Genomic DNA, 13669 nt, shown 5'->3' on the forward strand with positions numbered 1-13669 from the left:
AGGGCGTCGCTCCCCGGCCGCTACTCCTCCGCGGCGAGGGTCAGCCCGGCGAGCTTCACCGAGGCCAGCGCCGTCGCCGCGACGGTGACCACCAGCAGCAGCGGGACGGCCACCCCGAGCGAGACGTCGGCGCCGATCGCGGTGTCCCCGGCCACCGCCTCGGCGACCGCCCGGCCCCACTGCTGGACGCTCAGCGTCCGGGCGCCCTCGACGAAGTTGCCGATCAGCGACTCCCAGATCAGCGCGTACGCCAGCCCGGCCACCACCGCGTGCCGGGTGACCACGCCGAGCAGCAGGAACAGCGCGCTGTACGCGGCCCCGGCGACCAGGACCGCGATGGTGTAGCCGAGCGCCACGCCGTCCTGGGTGCCGTACAGCAGCAGCCCGCAGACCAGCGTCGGGACGGCGGCGAACACCCAGACGGTGCCGATCGCGACGGTCAGCTTGGTGGTGACGATCTGCCGACGCGGCAGCGGCTTGGCGAGCAGGTAGACGATCGAGCCGTCGTCGATCTCGGTGGCGATCACCCCGGTGCCGACCACCAGGCCGAGGATCGGGACGAGGGTGCCGAGGTCGAGCTGGCCGAGGATCTTGACGGTCAGGCTGTGCGCGTCGCCGCTCGACCCGGCGGCGATCGCCGAGACGATCAGCAGCAGGGCCGGGGCCACCAGCAGCAGGGCGCCGCGACGGCGGCCGAGCAGGCCGCGCAGGGTCAGCCTGGCGACGGTCGGGTTCATGGTCGGTCGGCCCCTTCCTGGGTCCGGTTGGTGACGTGGATCAGGCGGCAGGTCATGCCGAGACCAGGTACGAGAAGACGCTCTCCAGCGACTCGTCCGCCGGGGAGACGGTGTACAGCCGGATGCCGGCCTCCCGGGCGACCCGGGGCAGCAGGGTGGTGAAGCCCTGGAAGTTCACCGCCTCGATCCGCAGCGCCCTCTCCCGCTCGTCCACCTCGATCCCGGTGGTGGAGCCGTCGGCGATCAGCGCGGCGGCGAGCCGGCGGTCGTCGTTGGAGCGGACCAGGTAGCGGTGCGGGCGGTCGGTCATCAGCCGCCGGATCCGGCGGAAGTCCCCCGAGGCGGCGTGTCGTCCGGCCACCACCACCTCGATGTGCCGGGCCAGCTGCTCGACCTCCTCCAGGATGTGGGAGGAGAACAGCACCGTCCGGCCGTCCGCGCCGAAGCGGCGCAGCAGCTCCATCAGCTGCAGCCGCTGGCGCGGGTCCATGCCGTTGAAGGGCTCGTCCAGCAGCAGCACGGCCGGGTCGTGGACGAGTGCCGAGGCCATCTTGACCCGCTGCTTCATGCCCTTGGAGTACGTCCCGGTGCGGCGGTCCTTGGCGTACGCCATCTCGACCAGGTCCAGGGCGCGCCGGGCGGCGGCGCCGGGCTGGGGCAGGCCGTGCAGTTCGGCGTTGGCGAGGACGAACTCCCAGCCGGTCAGGTAGTCGTACATCGACTCCCGCTCGGGGACCAGGCCGATCTGCCGGTACACCTGCTGGTTGCGCCAGATCGGCGCGCCGTCCAGGGTGACCGCGCCGCTGGAGGGGGCGAGGAAGCCGCTCATCATGTGGATGAGGGTGGACTTGCCCGCGCCGTTGGGCCCGAGCAGGCCGGTGATGCCGGGGCCGATCGACATGGTGATGTCGTTGACCGCGACCACGTTCCCGAACCAGCGGGAGACCTTGTCGATGCTGATGGTGGCCATGCCGCCCTCTCAGACGTTCCTGCTCAGACGTTCTTGTAGCGGCGCAGCAGGAGGCGGTACGAGCCGACCACCATCGCCGCGGCGACGAGGGCGAACACCACCACGCCCAGCCCGCCCGGGGCGTGCCGGCGGTCCAGGCCGGCGCCGAGGTCGAACACCTCGTTGACCAGGGCCTCCACCAGGCCGTTGGGCGAGATCAGCGCGGTCCACTGGGCGGCGTCGGAGCCGCCGGGACCGGGGCTGCTGATGCCGACCGCGATCGCGGCCACCGCCGAACCGACCGCCAGGTAGCCCATGATGGCCGCCACCCCGAAACCCCGGCGCGGCGTCGCCGCCGCGATCACCAACGCGACGGAGGTCGGCACCAGGGCGTACAGCACGGCCGCCGCCAGGCCGTACAGGAAGTGGCTCGTGTTGTGCGCGAAGTCCATCCCGCCGAGCAGCGCGCCGATGTACAGCACCAGCAACGGGGCGGCCATCAACAGGAGTTGGGCGCAGGCCATGGCCGCGAACTTGGCCCGGACGTAGTCGGTGCGGGTGATCGGGCGGGAGAAGTAGAGCGGTACGGTGTGGTACCGCAGATCCCGGGAGAGCAGCACCGGCGCCTGGGAGGCCAGGAAGATCGAGACCACCAGGTTGAGGCTGGCGAGGTAGCCGGCGTACTCGACCGGCAGCTCGTCCTGCTTCATGGAGAGCGCGACCGCGACGAAGATCATCGCGGGGACGGTGACCACGCCGAGCATCAGCATCGGCAGCACCTTGGACTTGCCCGAGCGGCCCAGGCCGTAGGCGGCGCGCAGGCTCTGGATGAAGAGCGAGCGGGTGGCGTAGGCGCGGCCGAGCCGGGGGCCGGTGTAGCCGCGGTAGCCGATGTCGTGGATGACACCGGTGTCGGCGGGCCTGGCGTCAGGAGGCTGCGGCATCGTCCGTCCCTCCCCTGGCGTTCTCGTTGTCGCGCTCGTTGCCGGTGTCGCTGTCGTTGCCGGTGCCGCTGTCGCTGTCGCTGCCGGTGTCGGTGAAGAGTTCGGCGACCCGGTGGCGGCGCTGCTCCAACCGGACCAGGCCGAGGCCAAGTTCGGCGACGGTGTCGCGGATGGTGTCGTAGGTGTCCTCGCCGGCCAGTCGGACCAGCAGCAGGTGCGAGCCCTCCGACTGGACGGTGAGGCCGGCGGCGGCCAGCCGTTCGCGGACCGCGGCGCCGGGCTCGGCGCCGGAGTCCTCCGGGAGGTCCGTGACCTCGACCGCGAGGACGGCCGTCGCCTCGGTGAAGGAGGCGGTGGAGGAGGAGCGCAACAGCTTGCCGCCGTCGATGACGACCAGGTGGTCGCAGGTGCGCTCCAGCTCGCCGAGCAGATGGGTGGTGACCAGCACCGAGATCCCGAAGTCGGTGTGCACCCGGCGGATCAGGCCCAGCATCTCGTCCCGGCCGGCCGGATCGAGGCCGTTGGTCGGCTCGTCCAGCAGCACCAGCTTGGGGTCGTGCACCAGCGCCTGGGCGAGCTTGACCCGCTGCTTCATGCCGGTCGAGTAGCCGCCCATCGGACGGTACCGCTCCTCGTACAGGCCGACGTGCCGCAGGGTGTCCGCGGTGCGCTCACGGGCGGCGGTGGCGGGCAGGCCCGCCATCCGGGCCATGTGCACCACGAACTCGGTCGCGGAGACGTCCGGCGGCAGGCAGTCGTGCTCGGGCATGTAGCCGACCTGCTCGCGGATCTCGGAGCCCCGGGTGGCGACGTCCAGGCCGAGCACCTCGCCGCGGCCGGAGGTCGCCGGGGCGAGCCCGAGCAGGATCTTGATCAGGGTGGACTTGCCCGCCCCGTTGGCCCCGACCAGCCCGACGACCCCGGGCTGCACCTCGACGGTCAGCTGGTCGAGGGCGGTGACCCGGGGGAACCTCTTGGTGAGGCCCTCGGTCTTGATGACAGCAGTGGACACGCCCTCAACGTAACGGTCTTGCGCGGTAAGGGCCATGAGCTGGAATGACGAAGCCTCCTGCTGCTGCGGTATGACGCCGGGCCCGGTCCCCCCTAGGGGTCGGGGCGGGTCGGCGGAACCGGGACCCGCATGTACTCTTGTCGAACTCTTTACCTTGCTTGCCCATTTCTTTGCCAACGGGGGTGTCGGCGCGAGCGCGCCGGCACGGAGGGGAACGATCGACATGTCTGATCGGGCGACCACGTTCGACCGGATGATGAACCCATGGGCCTACGACGCGGACGGCAACCTGACCGCCGAGGCCCGGGCCCGGGAAGCGGCCCGCACCCAGCTGAACTCGGCCCAGGGGCCGGGTGGGGGCGCCGGCTTCAGCGCCGACACGAACGCGCTGACCACCGCGGGGAACAACTCCGACCAGATCCACGCCCGCCTCAACACCGACGGCCGGGGCGCCGACGAGGCCACCGCCAAGGTCTCCACCTCGCTCGCCAACTGGAGCACCGGCACGGCCACCCGGGGCGCCGCCACCGCCTGGGACCAGTGCGTCGCCGCCCTCGGCAGCACCATCGGGCAGACCACCCAGGCCCTGCGCGGCAGCGCCGCCAACTACCAGCGCAACGAGTCGGCCGTGACGTCCGACATGGGCGCCTGAGGGGACGGACGGACATGGTCGACTTCCACGAGCTCAGCAACGCCAGGTTCGACTCCCTGGAGAGCGCCGCCACGGCCTGGGAGCAGGTCGCCCTCAAGCTCAAGTCGATGGACCAGGACTGGGACAGCACGGTCATCGCCAAGGTGAACTCCGCCTGCTGGAGCGGACCTTCGGCCGACCTGGCGCGACCCGGGCTGCAGCGCACCAACGAGCAGCTGAGCGCCGCCGCGACGGAGGCGAACGCGCTCGCCTCGATCTTCAAGGACGCCGCGGGCGAGTTCCAGGCCGCGAAGACCAAGCTGGAGAAGGCGGTTGCGGACGCGCGGACGGACGGGCTGACCGTCACCGGCGACGGCACGGTGAGCTGGCCCCCGGCCGACAACGCCACCCGGCACGACCCCGAGGGCTACCGGGACTACCAGAAGGAGTACGGCGACAAGGCGACCGCCGCCCGCAAGGCGATCGACGCGGCCGTCGCCGAGGCCACCGCCGCCGACGAGCGGATCGCCTTCGCACTGCGCTCCGACACCGGCACCGACCAGCAGAAGTCCTTCAACGGCAACGCCATCGGCGGCGGCCCCGAGGCGGACGGCAAGCGCGCCGCCCGGCTCGCGGCCAAGGGCGGCGGCATCAGCGACCCCGAACTCACCGAGTTGAACTCGCTGTTGGCCTCGCACCAGGGCGACCCGAAGTTCGCCACCACGTTCTACCAGGACCTCGGCCCGGACGGCCTGATCAAGTCCTGGAACAGCATGGTCGGCGACCCGGCGCACCCCGTCGACCCCAAGGACCCGCGCGGGAAGGCCTACCAGGACCTCCAGAGGAACCTCGGGCTCAACCTGGCCACCGCCACCCGCGGCGGCAACGAGCCGCACCTGTCCGACGAGTGGGCGGCCGCGCTGCGCAAGGCCGGTGCGCAGAAGCAGTGGGACAAGCCGTACCGGGCCTCCGGCCTGGACTGCCAGCCGTACGGCTACCAGGTGCTCTCCGGCATCCTGATGAACGGCGACTACGACGCCAAGTTCATCAACCCGATCGCCGAGCACGTCACCCAGCTCGACACCCGGGACAAGTACTGGCCGGCCCCGCCGCCCGGCTCCAAGGTGCACGGCTTCAACCTGATCGGCGGCGACGAGGCGGGCTCCGGCTTCCGGCCCACCACCGCGATCCTGGAGGCGCTCGCGCACAGCCCGGAGGCGTCCACCAAGTTCTTCACCGAGCAGCCGACCGCGTACAACGAGGACGGCACGGTCAACCCGAACGGCAAGGCCAAGCCGGCCGGTTACTTCGACTACTACGTGCACGGGAAGGACTGGATACCGGACACCAGCTCCCGGGACTCGAAGGTCTGGGACGCGAGCAAGCAGGCCGGCCCGGCCGCCCTCGGCCACGCCCTGGAGGCGGCCACCACCGGCCACCCGTACGACGAGCCGGCCGCCGAGCCGCCCGCCAAGCACACCGCCGAGCAGGCCGACCTGATGAAGCGGGTCGTGGACACCTTCGGCACCCACGGCGACCACGGGGCGCTGGACGACATCAAGGACGACGGCAAGCTCGCCGCGCTGCGGCTGAGCCTCGGACACATGACCGCCGAGTACATCGGAGACGTGCAGAACGCGCTCTCGGACACCACCGACCTGCCGGTCAACGGCACCCCGGCGGGCCTCAGCGGCCCGGAGGTGCACGGTCTGCTGGACGCGCTCGGTCGCGACCCCGAGGCGTACGGCGCGGTGACCAACGCCAACCAGGCGTACACCACGGCCGTCGTCCGCGGCCACCTGGACAGCGGGCAGACCGACTTCTCCCGGCTGCAGGCGGACATCGACCACGTCGCCCGGGCGGGCGGGGTGGTCAACGGCGTCCTGGGCGAGGCCCGGATCGACGAGGTCCACAACCAGCACGCCGCCTCCGACAAGGAGTACAACGACGCGCTGGAGAAGAACGTCGGCTACGCGAAGGACGCCTTCAACGCCGTCATCGGCTCAGTGACCGAGAAGGTGCCGCTCGGCGGCGAGATATCCGGCGCGCTGGTGGACTCGATCGCCGACAGCGTGATCGAGTCCAACACGCGCGACACCAGCGCGCAGGGCCAGCAGGAGGCCCGCTACTACCTCCACCAGGACAAGAACAGCGTGGGCGACGCGGCGGCGCGGGCGATCAAGGACGCGGCCTACCAGACGAACCTGAGCTACGACGACATCCAACGACTGGCCAGGAGTGCCCAGGACCGCGCCAAGGACGGCTTCATCGACGGGCTCTCCAGCGACATGGCCGCCAATGCGAAGGGCAACGCATGAGAGTGATCGACGGCCGGTGGGTGCTGCCCACTGTGCTGGCGGCAACCGTGGCAGGCGCCGGAACCGTCGGCTATCTGGACTGGCAGGGCCACCGCCCGGTCGAGGAACCCGGCCATGCGGCCTTCCTCTGTGGACTGCCCACCGGTGACGGCACCCCGCTCGGGCGGCTGCTGCCGTCCGGCGGGCAGGACGTGGAGGAGAAGCGGGACGGCGGCTTCAGGACCCCGGTGTCCTGCACGGTCCGGGTGGACGGACGGGTCGCGGTCACCGTCTCCGCCGCTTTCCAGGACGGCAGGCCCGTCCTCTCCCCCGAGGCCGCCGAACACCCGGACGCCCGCAGCTTCGACGCGGGCACCGCGGCGGCCTCCTGGCCCGGCGGTGCGACCGTCTCCGACTACTGCAAGGGAGGCCCGGTCGGCCACGTCCAGTTGATCGTCACGCCTGGCGAAGCGGTCCGGACGGGCACCGACCAGCAGGCGGACCTGGAACGGATCGCCCGGGAGAGGTTGCCGCTGAGCATGAAGGAGGCCTGCGGGTGAAGCGCACCGGACCACTGATCGCGGGTGCGACGGTCATGGTGCTCGGCGGCGGCCTGCTCGGCTGGCACGCGTACCTCGACCGCACCGAGTACCGGCCGCCGGCCGTCTCGCTGTCGCGCGGGGAGTGCGAGGGCACCCTCGACGACCCGGGGATCGCCACGATGCTGGGGCACACCCCCCGGGTCTTCGTGGAGACGGGACTCCACATCCCGGACCGGGGCGTCAAGCCCAGCCTGAGGTGCACGGTCGAAGGCCAGGGAGGGCGAACGCTGAACGCGCTTGCCGTCAGCGTCGATCTCGCCACCGACCGCGAAGCCGGGCAGGCGACCTTCAACTGCACCCTGATGGGCAAGGCCGAGCCCTACCGGGCCACCCTCAGGGTCGGGCGCTTCCCCCAACCCGATATCCCCGCCCGGGAACGCGCCGACGAGCTGGTGACCGGCTTCGCCGAGCGCGCCGCCGTGAAACTCGGATGCGCCAACGGCGCCGAGTCGCTCTCCGTGAAGTGAGCGGTCCGGCGCCGTACCCGGCGTCACCTCAGGAGCTGGGACGCTCCCACATCTCGATCACCTTGCCGGAGGCGTCGATCGCCACCTTGTAGGCGCCGGTCGAGCAGGGGTACGAGCCCTTCTGGTTGCCCGGCGTGGCGATGCACTCGTTGATGTGCTTCGCCAGGTCGGCCGCGTTGACGTCCTTCGGCGCGGCCACGACCGACTTGAGGTGGCCCTTGACGGTCGGGGCGAACTGCGCGGTCTTCTCGGCGCCCACCGCCTCGAAGTTGACGTCGTCGACGCCGCAGGCGTCCTTGGTGTCCTTGTAGACCAGGGCCGTCGCGCTGGTGCCCTTCACCGGGTAGATCCACTTCTGCCCGGCGGGCAGCGGTTCGTGGGTGCAGAAGCCCTCCGGGCCGCCGTCGGTGGGCTTGCCGGTCGGGGCCGGCTTGGCCGTGCCGGTGGCCGGCGCGGCGGTCGGCGAGGCGGTCGGCGAGGCGGCGCCGCCGGTGGCGGGCGCGGCGGTGGCGGTGGCGGTGGTGCCGCCCGCGCCCTGGTCCGACGAGTCGTCCGGGCCGCAGGCCGCCAGGCCGAACGCGGCGGTGGTGACCAGAGCGGCGGCGAGCAGCCTCCTGGAAGCAGACATGACGAAAGACCCCCCGTGTAACGCATGATCAGTTGCAGGTGCGGCGGACAGACTAGCGCCTCACTCCCCCACCCTCCCCGGACCACCGTTCGTCAGACTCCCCAGCCCTCGGCCACGGCCGACTTCCGCGCGGTCATCGAGACCTACCCGCCGGCGGCTCCAGGCGGGTGGCGGTCGCCGTCCACCCGGAGCCGCCGCGGCGGAGTACGGCTCAACCCAGTTGCGCCAGGCCCTCGGTGGCGATCCTCTCGAAGACGGCGAGGTCGTTCTCGAAGATCGACTCCGGGACGGGCCAGTGGATCACCAGCTCGGTGATGCCCAGCTCCCGGTACTTCCCCGCCCAGTCCACGAAGGCGCCCAGCGACTGCAGCGGCTGCTCCGCGGTCGAGCCCTGGAGCAGCATCTTCTCCAGCGTCGCGACGTCCCGGCCCTTCGCCTCGCAGGCCGCCGTCAGCTTCTCGATCTGCTTGGCGATCACCCCGGGCGCCTGCTCCACCGGCACGTCCGCCGGGCCGCGCGGGTCGCCGTACGTCACCCAGCCCTGGCCGTACTCGGCGGCCAGCTTCAACCCGCGCGGGCCGGTCGCGGCGACGTAGAACGGCACCCGCGGGGTCTGCACGCAGCCGGGGATGTTCCGGGCCTCGACCGCCGAGTAGTAGGCGCCCTCGCGGGTGGTGGCGTCATTGCGCAGCAGCTCGTCCAGCAGCGGCAGGAACTCGCCGAACCGGTCCGCCCGCTCCTTCGGCGACCAGGCCTCCTGGCCCATCGCGGTGGCGTCGAAGCCGGTGCCGCCGGCGCCGATGCCGAGCGTCAGCCGTCCGCCGGACACGTCGTCCAGCGTGACCAGCTCCTTCGCCAGCGTCACCGGGTGGCGGAAGTTCGGCGAGGTCACGAGGGTGCCCAGTCGCATACTCCGCGTGGCTGTCGCCGCAGCGGTCAAGGTCGGGATCGCCCCGAACCACGGCTCGTCCCGGAAGCTCCGCCACGACAGGTGGTCATACGTGTAGGCGGCGTGGAACCCGAGTTCCTCGGCCCGCCGCCAGATCTTCTGCCCCTCGCCCCACCGGTGGATGGGCAGGATAACGGTACTCAAGCGCATGCAGTGACGATACGCGCGCGAATCAGCGGGACTTCGGACCGCCCGCGAGTCGGCACGAGCAGGTCCGCCAGCGTGGCGCCATGGGCACGTTGAGCAGGCGGGAACTGGCCGCGCTGGTCGAGGAAGCGACGGTCGACACCTACGACGAGCACGAGCAGGTGTCGGCTCTGTTCACCGCCGTCGAGGAGAACCTGGCGGTGCCGTTCAGCACCCTGGTGCTGGGCGTCGAGGTGACCGTGCGCGGCATCGACCTCTCACGGGACGGAAGGATCGTTGCCCTGTGCACCCGCGGCAAGTTCCGGCAGGCGATCGGGCTCCTGGACCTTCCCTTGCCGGAACCGGCTCCGGACGGAGCGGAGTGGGTCGAGGCATACCGCTACTACTGGGCGCAGTGAGCGTCGGAACCTTCAAGAACGGGAGGGCCCGCATGACTGTCGTTGTACGGAGCGAGGACGAGGCGTCATTGCGAGGCCTGATCGAGCGCTGTGCCGAACTGAAAGGCGAACTGGTCGAATTCGCCCAGAGCCCGAGGTTCGACCGGCGACTGACCCCACTCCTCCTGGAAGCAGCAGGCCCTGAGCGGCAGTTGGACGAGGGCGAGGCGATCCGGATCATCGACAACTTCATCCTCCGGTACCGCCTGCCGGACGGTTCGACCGTGGTGGACCGGTTCGTCGCAGGGCGGCGGGACTTGGCCGAGGGCGATCGGGAGATGCTGCACGGTGAGGAGCTACTCCACCGACGCAAGGCCTGATATTACGAGCAGGAGCCCCGTCCGGGCGTTTCCGTGATCGGCGAGCGCCTCAGCGAGCTCGCCGCCGGCACCGGACGCCAGAGGTTCACCAGGGCACGGCGTGTGCCGCGTCGACCCGACCATCCGTAATCGCGAACGCGGGCTTTCGGTGATCAGTGGCGACCCGTGTTCGGCATGGCCTTCTCCGCCAACTCGGTGATCGCCTGTGCTTTCGGCAGATCTCCCCTGATCTCCTCGGGGATGACCGGCGGAGCTCCGATCTCCGGCGAGTCCCCGTTCGGGTGAAATCCTGGCGGGCGTGCCGGCACGCGTTCGCGGCCGGATTCCTCTCCAGGACACGACCGCCGGTGCGGACCGGCTCCCTGTCGGATTCAACGCTGCAGCCAGCTCAGCAGGGTCGTCGCCGTGAACACCGTGCCCGACGCCAGACAGACCGCGCGCGGGGTCAACCACCCGGGGCCTTCCCGGACAGGCCCTAGGGGCTGGGACTGCGGGACCGGAGCCAGCAGCGCGTCTGCGAAGGCCTCGGCGGTCGGCGGTCGGTCCGCCGGCTCGACGGACATCGCGGCCCGTAGCAGCAGGACGACGTTCGGTGGGAGCTCCGTTCCGGCTGGGAACGCCGGCAGCGTCGAGGCGGTCGGCTGGTCGGTCATCAGGGCCGTGGCGCGTCCGCCCGGGCCGAACGGCTTCTGCCCGGTCAGTAGCTCGTAGGCCACGACGGCCAGCGCGTACACGTCGGCCCTCCCGTCGAACCCGCCGGTCTGGAAGGCCTGTTCCGGCGCCATGTACGCGGGCGTGCCCGTGGTCACCGTCAGCCCGGATGCGTCGGCCAGTCGCTTCGCGCTGCCCAGATCCGCCACCAGCACCGCGGCGGGCGTAGGGCCGGTGGCGAGCAGCAGGTTGGACGGCTTGACGTCGCGGTGCACCACGCCCGCCTCGTGCAGGACCTGGACCGCGTAGCCCGCCTCCGCGGCCAGCCGCAGCGCCTCCCGCGGGTCGCACTGCCCGACCCGGTCCGCCAGGGTGCCGCCGCGTACGTAGTCCATGACGAAGTAGGGCCGGTCGTCCTGCACCCCGACGTCGTGCACCCGGACCACCCGCGGGCTGGCGATCCGGCGCAGCAGCCTCGCCTCCGCCAGGAACCGTTCGCGCACATCGGCGTTGGCGGCCCAGTTCTCGGCCAGCACCTTCACCGCGACCTCGGTGTCGAGCTCCGGATCGTAGGCCTTCCAGACCGTAGCGAAGGAGCCGGCTCCGAGCCGCTCCAGGAGGAGGTAACGGCCGAGCTTGCGCATGTGGCAGCATTCTGCCGGAGTCGGGGGGAGTGCGGAACTCCCGTTCGACGGGTGGGGATGCCAGGCTGGACGAAACGGGGGATCCGGGTGTTCGAGGAAGGCGAGCTGGAACGGCTTGTGACGGCTGCTCAGGCTGGGGACCCGGGATCGATGGAGTACCTGCTGGCCAAGCTGCGGCCGGTGGTGCTGCGCCGCTGCTCGCGCTTCCTGCCCCACCACGCCGACGCGGAGGAGGCAGCGCAGGACGCGCTACTGTCCATCAGCACGCACCTGGGCGAGTACGGCGGCCACGGCTCCTTCCTGGGCTGGGTGACGGTGATCGCCTCGAACGCCGCCCGGTCCACCTACCGCTCGATGCGCCGACGCGCCGAGGACAGCCACGCCGACCTCCCCGAGCCCGTCGACCCGCGCACCACCAGCGTCATCGCCGGGACCCGGCTCGACCTGATGGAGGCGCTGGCCGCGCTGGAGCAGCAGCACCCCACCCTGGTGGAGTCCTTCGTGCTGCGCGACCTGGGCGACCTGACCTACGTCCAGGTGGCCGAGGAGCTGGACGCCCCGTTGGGCACGGTCAAGGACCGTATCCACCAGGCCCGCCGCTTCATGCGCGAGCGCCTGGTCACCGGCCTGTGAACCGCGGTCCCGCGGCGGGCGGCGGCCACACCGTCGTCCGGCTCCGGTCCGCCGTCGCCGCCCTGGTGGCAGCCGCCGCGCTCGGGCTGGCGGCCGGCCGGTTCGTCCTGCCACCTCCCCCCGGTGCCACCGCGCACCCGGCGGCGCGGTCGGGTGCCGCGGCCGGCGGGGCGTCCCAGGGCGCGTCCGCTCTCGCGACGCCCGGCGGGTCCGGCCCGACGCTCGCGCCCTCGGCCTCCGGCTCCGGCTCCGCCTCGCCGACCGATGCGACCGGGCCGGTGACGACCGCGAACCTTCTGGACCCTGCGGCGTTCAGCCCGGACGTGGGCATCGGGCAGATCCATGTCACCGACCGGTACGGCGACGGGGTTTACGCCAACTCGGCCTGCGCCGGCGAGAAGAAGACCCTGGGCGGGCCCGGCGTCCACTCCCGCGAACTGGCGACCAGCCCCCGCACCAACCCAGGCGACCCCCCGCCGGCCGCCGACCGCGTCGACCAGGTCGCCCGCGAGGTCGCCGCCGAGGCCCCGAGCCCCTCCCTGGCGCAGAACTTCGCCGAGCGCCTGCTGCTGGAGGAGGTGCCCTGCAAGGAGGAACCACCAGGGCACTGGGTCTACGGAAGGACCACGACGCTGCAGATCGCCCCGGACGCCACCGCGAGCTGGATGGGCGTCTACCAGGGAACCTTCAATACCAACGGCAGAGCGCCCGAGGGCAAGGCGCCCTGCGGCGGCGTCGCCGTGCTGCGCAGCGGCAACCACTACGCGGTGCTGGAGGTCAATGCCTGCCTGGGCACGGCCGCGATGGACCACGTCGTCAGGACCGCTCTGTCACAGCTGTGAAACAGCCGGTCCGGGCTCCAACTTTCCCTCCTACGGCGACATCTCCCCGGTTGTACGAGGACGCAGCAGGCGTCCCGACCAGCAGGGGGACCAGATGACCGAGAACCAGACCGTCCAGCAGAAGTCCGTTCGCCGCAACCGGCTCGCCGCCGCGGCCTGCTTCGCCGCCTCGCTGATCACGATCAGCGTCGTCGGCACCCAGTCGGCCACCGCCGAAGGGGCCGCGCACAACGCCGCGCACCGCACCGCGGCCGCGGCCGCCACGCCCGGACTCGGCTCCGCCGACCTCGTCCAGAGCGAGGACTTCCAGAAGGGCCTGAACCCGGTCGGCGCGACCGTCGCGCTGACCGGACGCGAGGGGCTGTCCGCGTGCTCCGGCGAGGAGACGATGCGCGACCTGACCAAGGACAAGGCCACCGCGTACGCGTCCGTGAACTGGACCTTCGACTCCCACGGCATGCTGATCGAGTCGGCCGCGAGCGCCCCCACCGAGGCCGCGGCCGCCACCTGGGAGAAGCAGCTCGTCGCGCTCGTTCAGGAGTGCCAGGACGAGCCCGCCGGCCACTGGTACTACGGCGCGGCCCACACCCTGACCGTCACCGGCGGCACCGCCCGCTGGTACCCGGCCTACAACGGCGACGGCACCGTCAGCGGCGGGGCCGCGGTCCTGCGCAGCGGCACCAGGGTCGCCATCGTCGACCTCACCGGCAAGCCCACCGACGCCCCAACCTACGTCGAAGGCATCGCCACCGCAGCACTGAACCGCCTCTCCTCCTGAC

General features: G+C 71.6%; 16 protein-coding genes. 9 read left to right on the forward strand and 7 right to left on the reverse strand.

Features of this window, described 5'->3' with window-relative positions:
- Nucleotides 1-20: 20 nt before the first annotated feature.
- From ACH4E7_RS02855 to ACH4E7_RS02870, 4 genes are read right to left on the reverse strand one after another with little or no spacing between them, the layout of a single operon-like run.
- Nucleotides 21-737, reverse strand: a complete 717-nt coding sequence (locus ACH4E7_RS02855; protein WP_396247216.1) for an ABC transporter permease — start codon at nt 735-737, stop codon at nt 21-23.
- Nucleotides 738-789: 52 nt separating this feature from the next.
- Complete coding sequence (locus ACH4E7_RS02860; RefSeq protein ID WP_396247217.1) at nt 790-1707, reverse strand: ABC transporter ATP-binding protein; 918 nt, start codon at nt 1705-1707, stop codon at nt 790-792.
- A gap of 23 nt (nt 1708-1730) precedes the next feature.
- Nucleotides 1731-2630 carry an ABC transporter permease gene (locus ACH4E7_RS02865; RefSeq protein WP_396247218.1) on the reverse strand — a complete coding sequence of 300 codons (900 nt, stop codon included), beginning with the start codon at nt 2628-2630 and terminating at the stop codon, nt 1731-1733.
- The gene (locus tag ACH4E7_RS02870; protein WP_396247219.1) at nt 2614-3678 is read right to left on the reverse strand and encodes an ATP-binding cassette domain-containing protein; all 1065 of its coding nucleotides are present in this window, start codon (nt 3676-3678) and stop codon (nt 2614-2616) included. Before ACH4E7_RS02870 ends, ACH4E7_RS02865 begins: the two co-directional genes overlap by 17 nt.
- A 187-nt stretch (nt 3679-3865) precedes the next feature.
- Between ACH4E7_RS02870 and ACH4E7_RS02875 the strand changes: the two genes are divergently transcribed.
- The 4 genes from ACH4E7_RS02875 to ACH4E7_RS02890 are packed head-to-tail and all read left to right on the forward strand — an operon-like array spanning nt 3866 to nt 7639.
- Nucleotides 3866-4294, forward strand: coding sequence for a hypothetical protein (locus tag ACH4E7_RS02875; protein WP_396247220.1), 429 nt, complete (start codon nt 3866-3868; stop codon nt 4292-4294).
- A 14-nt stretch (nt 4295-4308) separates the two neighbouring features.
- Nucleotides 4309-6591 carry a hypothetical protein gene (locus ACH4E7_RS02880; RefSeq protein ID WP_396247221.1) on the forward strand — a complete coding sequence of 761 codons (2283 nt, stop codon included), beginning with the start codon at nt 4309-4311 and terminating at the stop codon, nt 6589-6591.
- Nucleotides 6588-7130 carry a hypothetical protein gene (locus ACH4E7_RS02885; RefSeq protein WP_396247222.1) on the forward strand — a complete coding sequence of 181 codons (543 nt, stop codon included), beginning with the start codon at nt 6588-6590 and terminating at the stop codon, nt 7128-7130. The genes ACH4E7_RS02880 and ACH4E7_RS02885 overlap by 4 nt, the downstream gene beginning before the upstream one ends.
- The gene (locus ACH4E7_RS02890) at nt 7127-7639 is read left to right on the forward strand and encodes a hypothetical protein (RefSeq protein WP_396247223.1); all 513 of its coding nucleotides are present in this window, start codon (nt 7127-7129) and stop codon (nt 7637-7639) included. The genes ACH4E7_RS02885 and ACH4E7_RS02890 overlap by 4 nt, the downstream gene beginning before the upstream one ends.
- Before the next feature lie 28 nt (nt 7640-7667).
- Here the strand turns inward: ACH4E7_RS02890 and ACH4E7_RS02895 are convergent, their stop codons facing one another.
- Together ACH4E7_RS02895 and ACH4E7_RS02900 are read right to left on the reverse strand one after the other, a co-directional pair.
- Nucleotides 7668-8267 carry a hypothetical protein gene (locus tag ACH4E7_RS02895; RefSeq protein ID WP_396247224.1) on the reverse strand — a complete coding sequence of 200 codons (600 nt, stop codon included), beginning with the start codon at nt 8265-8267 and terminating at the stop codon, nt 7668-7670.
- 211 nt (nt 8268-8478) lie between these two features.
- Nucleotides 8479-9366 (reverse strand): LLM class flavin-dependent oxidoreductase, encoded by an 888-nt coding sequence (locus ACH4E7_RS02900; protein WP_396247225.1) that lies wholly within the window; start codon nt 9364-9366, stop codon nt 8479-8481.
- Between the two features lie 80 nt (nt 9367-9446).
- Between ACH4E7_RS02900 and ACH4E7_RS02905 the strand changes: the two genes are divergently transcribed.
- Nucleotides 9447-9761, forward strand: coding sequence for a hypothetical protein (locus ACH4E7_RS02905; protein WP_396247226.1), 315 nt, complete (start codon nt 9447-9449; stop codon nt 9759-9761).
- A gap of 32 nt (nt 9762-9793) precedes the next feature.
- Nucleotides 9794-10120 carry a hypothetical protein gene (locus ACH4E7_RS02910; RefSeq protein WP_396247227.1) on the forward strand — a complete coding sequence of 109 codons (327 nt, stop codon included), beginning with the start codon at nt 9794-9796 and terminating at the stop codon, nt 10118-10120.
- A gap of 371 nt (nt 10121-10491) precedes the next feature.
- Here the strand turns inward: ACH4E7_RS02910 and ACH4E7_RS02915 are convergent, their stop codons facing one another.
- A complete protein-coding gene (locus ACH4E7_RS02915) occupies nt 10492-11415 on the reverse strand; it encodes a serine/threonine-protein kinase (protein WP_396247228.1) in 924 nt (307 codons plus the stop codon).
- 150 nt (nt 11416-11565) lie between these two features.
- Between ACH4E7_RS02915 and ACH4E7_RS02920 the strand changes: the two genes are divergently transcribed.
- From ACH4E7_RS02920 to ACH4E7_RS02930, 3 genes are all read left to right on the forward strand, one after another.
- Entirely contained in the window at nt 11566-12048 is a 483-nt protein-coding gene (locus tag ACH4E7_RS02920) for an RNA polymerase sigma factor (protein ID WP_396247229.1), read from the forward strand.
- The gene (locus ACH4E7_RS02925) at nt 12045-12890 is read left to right on the forward strand and encodes a hypothetical protein (protein ID WP_396247230.1); all 846 of its coding nucleotides are present in this window, start codon (nt 12045-12047) and stop codon (nt 12888-12890) included. Before ACH4E7_RS02920 ends, ACH4E7_RS02925 begins: the two co-directional genes overlap by 4 nt.
- 94 nt (nt 12891-12984) lie before the next feature.
- Complete coding sequence (locus ACH4E7_RS02930; RefSeq protein WP_396247231.1) at nt 12985-13668, forward strand: hypothetical protein; 684 nt, start codon at nt 12985-12987, stop codon at nt 13666-13668.
- Nucleotide 13669: the final 1 nt, after the last annotated feature.

Origin of the sequence: Kitasatospora sp. NPDC018058 (genome assembly GCF_044327205.1) — a bacterium.
Taxonomy (GTDB): domain Bacteria; phylum Actinomycetota; class Actinomycetes; order Streptomycetales; family Streptomycetaceae; genus Kitasatospora.

What these genes read in the sequence shown, in the direction of transcription:
- ACH4E7_RS02855 (WP_396247216.1), bottom strand. Translation starts at nt 737, where the DNA reads ATGAACCCGACCGTCGCCAGGCTGACCCTGCGCGGCCTGCTCGGCCGC.
- ACH4E7_RS02860 (WP_396247217.1), bottom strand. Translation starts at nt 1,707, where the DNA reads ATGGCCACCATCAGCATCGACAAGGTCTCCCGCTGGTTCGGGAACGTG.
- ACH4E7_RS02865 (WP_396247218.1), bottom strand. Translation starts at nt 2,630, where the DNA reads ATGCCGCAGCCTCCTGACGCCAGGCCCGCCGACACCGGTGTCATCCAC.
- ACH4E7_RS02870 (WP_396247219.1), bottom strand. Translation starts at nt 3,678, where the DNA reads ATGGCCCTTACCGCGCAAGACCGTTACGTTGAGGGCGTGTCCACTGCT.
- ACH4E7_RS02875 (WP_396247220.1), top strand. Translation starts at nt 3,866, where the DNA reads ATGTCTGATCGGGCGACCACGTTCGACCGGATGATGAACCCATGGGCC.
- ACH4E7_RS02880 (WP_396247221.1), top strand. Translation starts at nt 4,309, where the DNA reads ATGGTCGACTTCCACGAGCTCAGCAACGCCAGGTTCGACTCCCTGGAG.
- ACH4E7_RS02885 (WP_396247222.1), top strand. Translation starts at nt 6,588, where the DNA reads ATGAGAGTGATCGACGGCCGGTGGGTGCTGCCCACTGTGCTGGCGGCA.
- ACH4E7_RS02895 (WP_396247224.1), bottom strand. Translation starts at nt 8,267, where the DNA reads ATGTCTGCTTCCAGGAGGCTGCTCGCCGCCGCTCTGGTCACCACCGCC.
- ACH4E7_RS02900 (WP_396247225.1), bottom strand. Translation starts at nt 9,366, where the DNA reads ATGCGCTTGAGTACCGTTATCCTGCCCATCCACCGGTGGGGCGAGGGG.
- ACH4E7_RS02905 (WP_396247226.1), top strand. Translation starts at nt 9,447, where the DNA reads ATGGGCACGTTGAGCAGGCGGGAACTGGCCGCGCTGGTCGAGGAAGCG.
- ACH4E7_RS02910 (WP_396247227.1), top strand. Translation starts at nt 9,794, where the DNA reads ATGACTGTCGTTGTACGGAGCGAGGACGAGGCGTCATTGCGAGGCCTG.
- ACH4E7_RS02915 (WP_396247228.1), bottom strand. Translation starts at nt 11,415, where the DNA reads ATGCGCAAGCTCGGCCGTTACCTCCTCCTGGAGCGGCTCGGAGCCGGC.
- ACH4E7_RS02920 (WP_396247229.1), top strand. Translation starts at nt 11,566, where the DNA reads ATGGAGTACCTGCTGGCCAAGCTGCGGCCGGTGGTGCTGCGCCGCTGC.
- ACH4E7_RS02930 (WP_396247231.1), top strand. Translation starts at nt 12,985, where the DNA reads ATGACCGAGAACCAGACCGTCCAGCAGAAGTCCGTTCGCCGCAACCGG.